At 45.7% G+C, this 11,465-nt stretch carries 10 protein-coding genes; 9 read left to right on the top strand and 1 reads right to left on the bottom strand.

The genetic code is table 11. From position 1 onward, the window contains the following. Position 1: 1 nt before the first annotated feature. From dnaB to MHH86_RS30965, 9 genes are all read left to right on the top strand, one after another. The gene (dnaB, locus tag MHH86_RS31005) at positions 2–1,363 is read left to right on the top strand and encodes a replicative DNA helicase (RefSeq protein WP_036677807.1); all 1,362 of its coding nucleotides are present in this window, start codon (positions 2–4) and stop codon (positions 1,361–1,363) included. A gap of 211 nt (positions 1,364–1,574) precedes the next feature. Then, a complete protein-coding gene (locus MHH86_RS31000; protein WP_076105178.1) occupies positions 1,575–2,861 on the top strand; it encodes an adenylosuccinate synthase in 1,287 nt (428 codons plus the stop codon). Between the two features lie 190 nt (positions 2,862–3,051). Beyond that, positions 3,052–3,696 carry a hypothetical protein gene (locus MHH86_RS30995; protein WP_076124311.1) on the top strand — a complete coding sequence of 215 codons (645 nt, stop codon included), beginning with the start codon at positions 3,052–3,054 and terminating at the stop codon, positions 3,694–3,696. A gap of 316 nt (positions 3,697–4,012) precedes the next feature. After that, positions 4,013–5,560 (top strand): M23 family metallopeptidase, encoded by a 1,548-nt coding sequence (locus MHH86_RS30990; RefSeq protein ID WP_076222431.1) that lies wholly within the window; start codon positions 4,013–4,015, stop codon positions 5,558–5,560. A gap of 190 nt (positions 5,561–5,750) precedes the next feature. Then, positions 5,751–6,482: a response regulator YycF gene (yycF, locus tag MHH86_RS30985; protein WP_076124308.1), complete on the top strand. Its 732-nt coding sequence runs from the start codon at positions 5,751–5,753 to the stop codon at positions 6,480–6,482. Then, positions 6,482–8,311, top strand: a complete 1,830-nt coding sequence (gene walK / locus MHH86_RS30980; protein ID WP_076222430.1) for a cell wall metabolism sensor histidine kinase WalK — start codon at positions 6,482–6,484, stop codon at positions 8,309–8,311. Before yycF ends, walK begins: the two co-directional genes overlap by 1 nt. Continuing rightward, the gene (gene yycH / locus MHH86_RS30975; protein WP_036677820.1) at positions 8,308–9,600 is read left to right on the top strand and encodes a two-component system activity regulator YycH; all 1,293 of its coding nucleotides are present in this window, start codon (positions 8,308–8,310) and stop codon (positions 9,598–9,600) included. The genes walK and yycH overlap by 4 nt, the downstream gene beginning before the upstream one ends. Before the next feature lie 38 nt (positions 9,601–9,638). After that, positions 9,639–10,379: a two-component system regulatory protein YycI gene (gene yycI / locus MHH86_RS30970; RefSeq protein WP_036677823.1), complete on the top strand. Its 741-nt coding sequence runs from the start codon at positions 9,639–9,641 to the stop codon at positions 10,377–10,379. Positions 10,380–10,393: 14 nt separating this feature from the next. Further along, positions 10,394–11,200, top strand: coding sequence for an MBL fold metallo-hydrolase (locus tag MHH86_RS30965; RefSeq protein ID WP_036677825.1), 807 nt, complete (start codon positions 10,394–10,396; stop codon positions 11,198–11,200). On the opposite strand, the gene MHH86_RS30960 is transcribed toward MHH86_RS30965, so the two are convergent. Further along, positions 11,169–11,375, bottom strand: a complete 207-nt coding sequence (locus MHH86_RS30960; RefSeq protein WP_036677826.1) for a hypothetical protein — start codon at positions 11,373–11,375, stop codon at positions 11,169–11,171. The genes MHH86_RS30965 and MHH86_RS30960 overlap by 32 nt on opposite strands. Between the last annotated feature and the right edge of the window lie 90 nt (positions 11,376–11,465).

Below are 11,465 nucleotides of genomic sequence, written 5' to 3'. Positions count from 1 at the left end.
CATGGGTGGAGATCTCTTTTTCGATCGGGTTCCCCCGCAGAATCTTGAAGCCGAGCAGGCGGTAATTGGTGCGGTTCTGTTGCAGGATGAAGCGCTCATTACTGCAATGGAACGGGTGAATACTGAAGACTTCTACGATAAAGCGCATCAAATGATTTTTGAGGCGATGGTGCAGCTCGGAGAAGAGAGCCAGCCGATTGATCTTGTTACACTTACGTCCAGACTGCAGGACAAAGGAGAGCTTGAAGATATTGGTGGTGTTAGCTACTTAGCTAAGCTGGCGCATGCCGTGCCTACTGCTGCTAACGTAGAATACTACGCCCAGATTATCGAAGAGAAAGCCATGCTGCGCCGTTTGATTCGCACAGCCACGCAAATTGTGAGCGAAGGTTATACTGGCGGTGAAGATGTAGCCGATATGCTGAGTGATGCAGAGCGGCGTATTCTTGAAATCTCCAACCGGCGGAGCGGCAGTGGATTTATTGCGATCCGCGATGTCTTGATGGAAGTGTTCGACAAGGTTGAGTTGCTTCATCAAAATAAGGGGGGTACCTCAGGTATCCCAACCGGATTTGTGGATTTAGATCATATGACTAACGGATTCCAACGTAACGATCTGATCATTGTTGCGGCTCGTCCATCTGTTGGTAAGACTGCATTCGCCCTGAATATTGCACAGAACGTGGCAGTACGCGCTAAAGAAACTGTTGCGATATTCAGTCTGGAAATGTCAGCGCCACAGCTGGTACAGCGGATGATTTGTGCTGAAGCCAACTTAGATGCCAATATTATGCGTACCGGTGACTTCAAGAGTGATGATGATTGGTCCAAGCTGACGATGGGCATTCAGTCTCTATCTGAAGCGGAGATTTATATCGACGATACACCAGGTATCACGGTAACCGATATTCGTGCAAAGTGCCGGAGACTGAAGAAGGAAAAAGGACTTGGCATGATCGTCATCGACTACTTACAGCTCATTCAGGGCCGCGGTAAAGGCGGAGAGAACCGTCAGCAGGAAGTATCGGATATATCTCGTACATTGAAGCAGATTGCTCGTGAGCTGGATGTTCCGGTTATTGCTCTGTCGCAGTTAAGCCGGGGTGTAGAGCAGCGTCAGGATAAACGTCCAATGATGAGTGACTTGCGTGAATCGGGTTCTATCGAGCAGGATGCCGACATTGTTGCGTTTCTGTATCGTGATGATTATTACAATGCGGATACGGAGAAGAAGAATATTATTGAGATCATTATAGCTAAACAGCGTAATGGTCCCGTAGGTACGGTAGAACTGGTCTTTCTTAAAAATTTCAACAAGTTCGTTAACTACGAGCGAGCACATGCGGAACCCTTTGCTGGTTAAACCTGACATGTATAATTCCCGAACGATTGCACATTTCTTTGTGTAATCGTTCGTTTTATTTGACTTTGAAAAAAACCGCTGTTACACTGAGAATTGTCCTTTAGCGGGTTAAATCTGCTTGGCGTCCGGAGGGCCACGTACATAAGAATGACGTATAGGGCCCATATTATGAAAAATAATGGTGCTAAGTAGCACCTACGGAGGAATGAACATGTCAACGGTAGTCGTCGTGGGAACACAATGGGGAGACGAAGGTAAAGGGAAAATCACTGACTTTCTAGCGGAAAGTGCAGATGTGGTCGCCCGTTATCAAGGGGGCAATAATGCCGGTCACACGATTCTGATTGACGGTGAGAAGTTTAAGCTCAGCTTGATCCCTTCGGGTGTATTTTATAAAGAGAAAACTTGTGTAATTGGTAACGGAATGGTTATTAATCCGGCTGCCTTGATCCAAGAAATTAATTATATTCACGAGAACGGTTTTGACACTAAGAACTTAGTGATCAGTGATCGTGCTCATGTCATTATGCCATACCATATGGTGCTGGATGCTCTCGAAGAAGACCGTAAGGGTCCGAACAAGATTGGTACTACACGTAAAGGTATCGGTCCTTGTTATATGGATAAGGCAGCACGCAACGGTATCCGTATTGCTGACTTGATGGACGCTGAGGAATTCGAACTGAGACTCCGCCCCTTGATGCAAGAGAAGAACCAAGTGATTACGCAGGTCTATGGTGCCGAAGCTCTTAACGTAGAAGAGATTCTGACTCAATACCTGGAATATGCAGAAGTGCTGCGTAATTATGTAACAGACACCTCTGTTATTCTTAATGATGCCATTGATGCGGATCGCAAAGTGTTGTTTGAAGGTGCGCAAGGAGTAATGCTTGATATCGATCAAGGCACGTATCCGTTTGTTACTTCATCCAACCCATCTGCCGGTGGGGTGTGCATAGGTTCTGGTGTGGGACCGTCCAAAATCAAACAGGTTATTGGGGTTGCAAAAGCCTATACCACTCGTGTTGGAGATGGCCCGTTCCCTACAGAGCTGAATGATGCAACAGGTGATTATATCCGTGAAACAGGTCATGAATATGGCACAGTTACCGGACGTGCACGCCGTGTAGGCTGGTTCGACAGTGTAGTTGTGAGTCACGCTCGTCGTGTAAGTGGAATCACAGGGCTATCTCTTAACTCGCTGGATGTACTTAGCGGACTTGAGACTGTGAAGATCTGCACAGGCTACAAATACCGTGGTGAGGTAATTACTCATTACCCTGCTAGCCTCAAAATGCTGGCAGAATGTGAAGCGGTATATGAGGAGCTTCCAGGCTGGAGCGAAGATATTACTTCTGCAAAAACGTTGGATGATCTTCCAGCAAATACACGCAGATATGTTGAACGTGTATCTGAGCTTACAGGTATTCCGATTGCTATCTTCTCAGTGGGTCGTAACCGTGAGCAGACGAATCAAGTATTGCCAATTTATATCTAAAACCTAGTTATACTAAGGAGCCCCGTTAGAGGCTCTTTTTTTTGTTCTGAGGACTATCTCTCTCTCTTTTGGTGCCTAGATTTATACCTAGACGTTTCCCAAGGCCGGTTCTAGTCAATACTGGATGTATAGAAGAACATGTACATGATCTACCAGATAGACTTGAACATAGGTGAGAGGAGAAATGAAGATGAAGATCGTGAAGCGTGCACTTAGCGTATGTCTGATTGTGGTACTTGCCAGCACTCTTTCAATTCTAACAACGGGCGTGGTTGTAAATGCTTATATTCAGTCGGTACTGGCTAGCTTCGATATTAAAGTGAATACTCCCGGTCCGGGATTTGGAGGAATGATTCGGAGCATCATTGGCATGGATAACAAATCTGACTCGGATACAGCCAATAAAGAAGTAACCACAGGGAGTACAGTTAGCAAGGAGACCGACAAAAGCACGGATTCGCCAGCTAAAGGCAAGGGCGAGCCCGTAGATGATAATACTCCGACTGATGCCTTACCAGTTATGGGGCAAGTTACAACCGAAAGTTCAGCTGATAACGGAAGTGGAAGTGTTGGTGACCAACAATTAGTAATGACACCTGAGGCACTCAGTGACTTCAAAGATAATCTTCCATCGGAAGAGAAGGTAAATATATTCAATATTTTGATGTCCAAACTACCACAGGATGAGATGGCAAAAATTTCAACAGCGATGGAGGATGGATTAACAGAAGATGAGGTTAAAGAGCTGCAACAGGTAATTGCAAAATATGTTGATGCAGACGAATATGAGAGCATAATGAAAATGCTTACACCAACTACACAATCTACGCAATAGCTTTTATAATTGTCACTTTATAGACACAAGAAAAAGGTTAAAATTTCATATTTGCGCAAAAAACCCGCGTATTTGGCGGGTTTTTTGTCATGTCTAAAGTTGAAATTTTTCTCTAAGCTATGGTACAGTAAACAAGGACCTCAAGAGGTTAAATTTTTGTAACCTCCTTAACAACCTTTTTATAGGTTCATTAGAAGCAGGAATTAAGCACTAGTATACGCAGAAATTTACATGGACGTAATCTATATAATCGAGGTCGTACAATTAGCTTGGCCGCTTTTGTCGGAAGTAAAAGCGGACTGAAAGGGAGAGTTTCATGAAGGGATTTAAGTTCATGCGTCGGATGGGCAAGCTGCAGGATGGACATCCAGCAGAATCCGAGGCGAATGTTCAACAGAGCCACAATTTCGATCACGACTCCAAACACTTTCAACAAGAGAAAGGTACTCGCAGATTTCGGCGTGCTTGGATTTTGGGATCTGTCGGCCTTGTGCTTCTAGCTACGGTGTTGGTTGGAGCAGAGAAAAAGTATGTAGCCGCTAACACGGTTACCTATTATCAAGTGTTGGTGAAGGGTGAAGAAGTCGGAAGACTTACCGATCAGACGCAGCTTAACCAGCTATATGATAAGAAACAACGAGAATATCAGGAGAAATATCCGAATTCAACCATGGTGCTGCAAACAGAGGGCATAACAATAGAAGAGCAGAAGGCATACAAGCCAGAAGTTGATAGTGAGGCGACACTTACTAAACTAGATGGAATGCTGAAAGCTTATGCGGTAGGCGTGCAATTGATGGTAGATGGCAAGGCCGTTGGCATAGTTAAGGATCAGGAGACTGCTAATGCTGTGCTCGAAGGGGTAAAAAATCATTATGTCCCACAAGCAGAAGTAGCAACGACGGCTAGTAAGCTAACGAGAACAGCTGCTTCCAGCTCATCTGCTGCAAAAGCGAAGGCTCCAGAGCAAGTAGAGTCGGTAGAGATTAGTGAAGATATTTCTATCGTTCCTATCAAAGCAGATCCTAATAAAGTGTTGGATGTGGAGGCAGCGGTCCAGACACTTACCGAAGGCAAAGAGGCGCCTCTTCTTTATACCGTTCAAGAGGGTGATACGATTTCGGGGATTGCCAAACGGTTTGAAATCACCCAAAAAGAGATTTATAGTAACAACCCTAACGTGAAAGAGCTGACGTTGAAGATTGGAGATACACTGAAGCTGAAGGTACCCCAACCAGATGTTACAGTAGTAACTGTGGAAAAAGTGACTGAGCAGATAGTGACTGAGCCGGAAGTGGTTGTGCGTTCGAGCGATCAGCTAGCGGCAGGCAAAAGCAAAGTGGTTCGTCCAGGACAAACTGGACTTAAAGAAATGGAGTATCGGGTAACAAAGGAAAATGGCACGGTTGTTCAAGAAGAATGGTTAGGCCAGACCGTTATAAAAGCCTCGCTGCCAGAAGTTGTTTATCGGGGAACGAAGGTTGTTGGTGAAGGAACAGGCATGTTCAGTTGGCCGGTAAGCGGGGCAACCCTGACAAGTAGCTTCGGTGAGCGTTGGAGCCGTGCCCATAAGGGTATTGATATGGTATCTAGCAATCGGAATATAAAAGCTTCTGATGCCGGGACCGTAATCTTTGCAGGGGTGCAGAATGGATACGGGAATGTAGTTATTGTGGATCATCGCAACGGATACCAGACCTATTATGGTCATTTAAAAAGCATCTCGGTTTCTACAGGCCAACGCTTGGAGCAGGGTGGCAAGATTGGCGTAATGGGCAGCACTGGACGTTCGACGGGTACACATCTGCATTTTGAGATTCGGAAGAATGGCACTGCTGTAAATCCAATGAAGTATTTGCAATAATTCATACTTTATCCTTTAACTGCTCGATTTCAATCGGGCGGTTTTTATTTTTTTAATCTACGAGTGACGGCAAAGCCGTTTCTTTTTGCTGGGCAGGGGGATTGCTTATTTCGTAGGATGTGACGGTTAGACAGGTATGTTAAAATAAAGGAATGATCATTAAGTAAGGATAGGAAGGTGAAGCTGGGACATGCAGATGGGAACGATTCTGGTAGTAGATGATGAACAGCCTATTGCTGATATATTGAAATTTAATTTAGAAAAAGAAGGCTACGAGGTTATTTGTGCTTTTGATGGCAACAGTGCAGTGGAGCTGGCATTGTCCAAAAGGCCCGATCTTATGCTGCTTGATCTTATGCTGCCCGGCAAAGATGGCATGGACGTCTGCCGCGAGGTGCGTTCTGCGCACTTGGACATTCCTATCATTATGCTTACAGCCAAGGACGGAGAGATTGATAAGGTACTTGGCCTGGAGCTTGGTGCTGATGACTATGTGACCAAACCTTTTAGTACACGTGAATTGCTGGCCAGAGTTAAAGCCCAGATGCGGAGACAGCATAAACCGTCACCACAGGGGATGGCGAGTGAACCAGCAGAGAATAAGCAGGGCATTTATCATTTTGATCTGTTTATAGATACAGATATGTATATGGTCTATAAGGGCGGGGAGCCGCTTGACTTGACCCATCGTGAATATGAGCTGCTCTACTATATGATCAAACATGCCGGTAAGGTGATGACTCGGGAGCATTTGCTGCAGGCAGTGTGGGGATTTGAGTATTTCGGTGATGTGCGGACCGTTGACGTGACGATCCGTCGTCTAAGAGAGAAAATTGAGGAGAACCCCAGCAAGCCCGAATATATTTATACTCGGCGTGGACTCGGCTATTTGATGCATAGCCCTAAAAATGGAGGACTGTGATGAAGTGGCGGTCCTTTATCCGGACAATTCAGGCAAAACTTATTATTATTTACGTGTTGCTGATTCTGATAGCTATGCAGTTGATCGGGGTTTATTTTGTCAGCTCGATGAAGAACTCGTTAACAGATAATTTCACCAAGGACCTTAAAGCACGTGCTGAGATGTTGTCTATCCTGACTGCTGATAAATTTGGTAGTGAGGCTGGAACCGCAGATGAGGAAACCGCTGTGGAAAGTCTGCGCGGGATGGTCAATAATCTGTACATTAACGGGGCTGAGATTCAAGTACTGGATGCCAGCGGCAAAATCATCACCACTTCCGTTCCCTCGCAGAATGACTATGTCGGGCAGCGTAACACCCAGACAGTTGTGAATCGGGCCTTGCAGGGCATCAGTGATAACGAGGAATATATTATTGCTGATGATAATGTGCGTAAAAAGGTTGTGGCTAAGCCTGTGCTCTCGGGTGACAAGGTAGTGGGAGCAATCTATATTGCTGCTGACATGAAGGATCTGTACGCCACGATGGGCCGGATCAATAGTGTATTTATCTCAGGATTGCTGTTAGCTCTAGCGTTAACGGTTGTTTTATGCGTCATTCTGGCGCACACCATCACGCAGCCTATTAAGGAAATGACGAGGCATGCTACGGCTGTCGCTGAAGGCCGATTCAATCGTAAAATGCCCGTATTGGGCAATGATGAAATTGGACAACTCAGTCAGGCGTTCAATTATATGACCGGTAGATTGCGTGAGGCACTCTCGCAGAATGAAGAGGAGAAGGAGAAGCTTACCTCTATTCTGACGAACATGAGTGATGGTGTTGTGGCTACAGATGAGAACGGAGTAGTGATTCTGATGAATCGGCGGGCAGCACTGATGCTCGGAAATGAAGGCCCGTTGCCGGAAGGCGCTCCTCTAGATAAACTGTTGGGCTTAGATTACGAACAAAGCGGATCTCTGGCTAAAGGTAATGCCCAATCTGCAATGCTTCATCTGACCCATATGGGTGGAGAAGATTCTAATATCGTAAGAGTGACGTTTACTCCCATTCATCGTCGTGAGGGTGGCATTGCCGGCACAATTGCTGTGCTGCAGGATGTCACCGAACAGGAGAATCTGGAGGAATCACGCCGGGAGTTCGTGGCGAACGTTTCGCATGAGCTAAGAACACCACTTACCACTATTAAAAGCTATGTTGAAGCACTGGATGATGGAGCACTTGAAGATCCGCAGCTGGCGGTTCGATTTGTTGGGGTTATTCGCAACGAAACCGAACGGATGATCCGTCTGGTTACGGATTTGCTGCATCTTTCCCGTCTGGATTCCAAGGAAGCTCTTCTTCGAATTCAGCAGACGGATATTACCGAGATGCTGGAGGATGTGGCGGATCGTTTTTCTTTTCAAATTCGGCAGAAGCGTATCGATATAAGTACAAGGGTCCGCAAAGATGTTACCACGGCGTGGCTTGATCGCGATCAAATCGATCAGGTCTTGGGGAATTTGGTCTCCAATGCGCTAAAATATACGCCAGAAGGCGGTAAGATTGAACTGGAAGCGTTGAAGAATGAGGATGGAATGCTCTCCATATCTGTACGTGATTCGGGGATAGGGATTCCGAAAAAGGATATCGAGCGGATCTTCGAACGATTTTATCGCGTGGATAAGGCACGTTCGCGGAACATGGGAGGCACCGGACTTGGCCTTTCCATTGCCCGGGAAATTGTGAAGGCACATGGAGGCTCCATTTCCCTGCAATCCGAGCTAAATGAAGGTTCAAAGGTAACCTTTACCCTGCCTTTGAACGAGCAAAGGGGGAGTGAGGCATGAAGGAACGAATCAAATCATGCATTCTAGCCTTGCTCGTGCTCGGAAGCCTGGTTGAAAGCTATTATTTGATCTACCGTTTGCCTGGTGCTGATTCAGCAGTGCTTTCTGAGAACCTGTATGTGAAGACAGATAATATGGGTCCGGAAGAGAAGGTAGAGAACCTGTTATACCCTGACAAAATGATCATCCATATGGGAGAAGGCAAACATACGCTTTTTTATCCGGACTCTACGTTCTATAGCTTGATCATGAATCGCTTAAAAGGTCGTGGCTTCGAAAGCTTCCAACGGCACTCGGTACAGGATTATGATTGGGATAAGATCCGCAATGAGAATCCTGGGATTGAGCTTTCATTCGGAGCGGGCATTCCGGTAACGTTATTGCAGCGGGTGATGCAGTTATCGCCAGATTCCCTTTTTGAAGGAGAAAGCATTGATCGCATTTGGATCTATAACATTAAGAATGATTCCAAGGCCCATGCTATTTTCTTCAGTACGAGAGGCGACATCATATACGAAGCGGCAAAAGCGGATTTAACGGTTCAGGATGTGCAGCAGCATGTTGATTTCGGTAAGAATTGGACGCCTTACAAGACCGTAAGCGGGGATTATTATGTGCCAGACAGTAAGATTTCTCTGGTTCAGGTAGACATGCCTTCCGGGATGTACACCATAGAGCAAATGCAGAGTAATCTTTTCTTCGATGTTGGAAGCACTAGATATATTCGGGAGAAAAACGGCTCGGAGATTTATACGGATAGCAAACGGAGCCTTCAGGTGGACCAGGGTAAGAACTGGATGAGCTATAGTGACCCTGCGGCGCTTCCAGCTGGAGAAAGTACCCCTGCCAAGGATGCTTTGGAAGCTGTAGAATTTGTGAACCAGCATGGCGGATGGAATGGGACTTACCGTTTGGAGGCTACAGAGGAAGGCAGACAGGAGAGAAAGGTCTCTTTTCAACAATATTATGGCTCCTATCCGTACGGCTCCTATCCGATAATGAGCAATTCATCATTACAGTATGGTGTAATAAATCTGGAACTGCAGCAGGGAACAGTATCCTCTTATGAACGTTCTCTAATCTATATAGATGAAAGTAAGGCCGTAAAAAAGGTAGTGGAGCTATCTGGAGGTGCGGATCTGGAGTATAGGTTGTCTCTGGTCAGTAAAACTTCGGCAGTGAAGGATTTAACGCCTGCTTATGTACCTGAGGTGAAGGAAGATCATCTGGAGCTGATACCTGTCTGGAAAGTTACACTTAGTGATGGCAGCGTTCTTACTTTAAATTAATGGACAAATGGCTCATATAACAATTAGGAGGTTCGGGTATGGATTGGGGAAGAGCTAAAAATGTACTGATTTGCGCCTTTTTAGGTCTGAATCTGCTGCTATGTTACCAGCTGTGGGTCGATTTGCGCGATCAGGTTAGTGCTAATCTTGATTTTACTTCCCTGTCTGCTGAGACCCAAGCCGTAATGGAGCAGAAAGGGATTCGTGTATTGTGTCCCATTCCGGCGTCTACCCCGCAGCTTCCTAACATTACTTATCGTTATTCTGCTGAAGAGCAGACTGAACCACCAATTAAATTAGATGTACCTATAGACAGCAAGCTGATCTATTCTTCCTTCTCAGAGCTTAGCAAGGCGCTTGAGGATAAGATTCCTGACATTTCCAATTATCGCTTTGATTCACAGGAAAGTGAGGTAGGAAAGTTCGTTCTTCATCCGCTGGTTCAAAATCAGTGGTCGTTGTTCCGTGTTAGGCTAGAGTTGATTAACAGTGATCAAAAAATCGTAGCTTACCGCTGGCCGAAGATTGAAATAGGGACAAGCAGCAGCGATAAAGAACAGAAGGTGCTTCCAGCATCGCAAGCACTTAGTAGTTTGATAGAGAAGTATTTCCCGGCAGATTCCGTAGTGAAGGAGATTGAGCTGGGGTATTACGGTGAGCTGTTCAACTCGGAAAGTCAGGTAGCTTCGCCGATGTGGCGGTTTATGCTGGAGAACGGCAATGCCTATTATGTGGATGCTATTAGTGCGGACATCATCAGTCCTAAGACAACAGAGTAGAAGGAGTAAGGAAAATGGGGATTTCATTTACAGTACTGTCCAGTGGTTCTACCGGCAATGTAACGGTGGTACGAAACGGGGAGACAACACTTATGATTGACGCAGGTTTTAGTGCCAAGCGGATCGATGAGCTGTTGGCCATGCGTGAACTAACGGGTAATGATATAGACGGGATTCTAGTTACACACGAACATTCCGATCATATCAAGGGACTCGGGGCCATGGCCCGTAAATACGATCTTCCGATTTATGCGAACACCAATACCTGGGGAGCTATCGAGAAGGGAATTGGTAAAATACCGGAGTATAACCGTATGATCATGGAGTCTGGCCAGCACAAGGATTTCGGCAGTATGCGAGTAGAATCCTTCGCGATTTCTCATGATGCAGCGGAGCCAGTGGGTTACAATTTTTATGATGGAAAAGAGAAGTTATGTGTAGCTACAGACCTGGGCTATGTTAGTGATAAGGTAAGAGATGCAATTTCAGATGCAGATGTATTGGTGCTGGAGGCGAATCATGATATCGAATTGCTGAGAATGGGACGTTATCCGTGGAATACGAAACGGCGCATCCTAGGCGACATGGGTCACCTTTCCAATGAGGCAGCTGGAGCTGCGCTTAGTGAAATTCTTACAGGGCGGACCAAACGGACCTATTTGGCGCATTTAAGCCGGGATCACAATATGATGGATTTGGCAAAAATGTCGGTACGCGGCGCAATGGAGGATCGGGGCTGTTTTTTCAAAGATAGTGAGTTCAGACTGTGTGATACGTATTATGATCAACCTACGCCATGGGATAAGCTGAGCCAGTCATAAGCTGATCAAGTTCAGCGGTCTTGCGATCTAATTCTTGGCGGGAGATCAGGCCTTTTTCAATCATCAATTCGATCATTGCGCTAAAGGCAAGGGTCATGTGGTAGTGTTCATCCTTTAAGTCACCAAGCTTACCGATAAACTCGACTAAATCCATACTTGTTGAAAAAGAACTCATAATTAATCCTCCTTTAATAGTGTGAATTTATAGTGTAATTAGAACTGAAAACTGTAAAAAATTCGCAGGTGTTTTAGCTGAGGAAAATCC

The sequence above is a fragment of the Paenibacillus sp. FSL F4-0097 genome (assembly GCF_038593125.1).
Classification (GTDB): Bacteria; Bacillota; Bacilli; order Paenibacillales; family Paenibacillaceae; genus Paenibacillus_AQ; species Paenibacillus_AQ odorifer.
Note: the sequence above shows the minus strand (reverse complement) of the source record. Positions and strands in the feature narration are given on the sequence as shown.

Bases quoted from the DNA above. Each gene is read 5' to 3' on its own strand.
- dnaB (WP_036677807.1), top strand. From the start codon at position 2: ATGGGTGGAGATCTCTTTTTCGATCGGGTTCCCCCGCAGAATCTTGAA.
- MHH86_RS31000 (WP_076105178.1), top strand. From the start codon at position 1,575: ATGTCAACGGTAGTCGTCGTGGGAACACAATGGGGAGACGAAGGTAAA.
- MHH86_RS30995 (WP_076124311.1), top strand. From the start codon at position 3,052: ATGAAGATCGTGAAGCGTGCACTTAGCGTATGTCTGATTGTGGTACTT.
- MHH86_RS30990 (WP_076222431.1), top strand. From the start codon at position 4,013: ATGAAGGGATTTAAGTTCATGCGTCGGATGGGCAAGCTGCAGGATGGA.
- yycF (WP_076124308.1), top strand. From the start codon at position 5,751: ATGCAGATGGGAACGATTCTGGTAGTAGATGATGAACAGCCTATTGCT.
- walK (WP_076222430.1), top strand. From the start codon at position 6,482: ATGAAGTGGCGGTCCTTTATCCGGACAATTCAGGCAAAACTTATTATT.
- yycH (WP_036677820.1), top strand. From the start codon at position 8,308: ATGAAGGAACGAATCAAATCATGCATTCTAGCCTTGCTCGTGCTCGGA.
- yycI (WP_036677823.1), top strand. From the start codon at position 9,639: ATGGATTGGGGAAGAGCTAAAAATGTACTGATTTGCGCCTTTTTAGGT.
- MHH86_RS30965 (WP_036677825.1), top strand. From the start codon at position 10,394: ATGGGGATTTCATTTACAGTACTGTCCAGTGGTTCTACCGGCAATGTA.
- MHH86_RS30960 (WP_036677826.1), bottom strand. From the start codon at position 11,375: ATGAGTTCTTTTTCAACAAGTATGGATTTAGTCGAGTTTATCGGTAAG.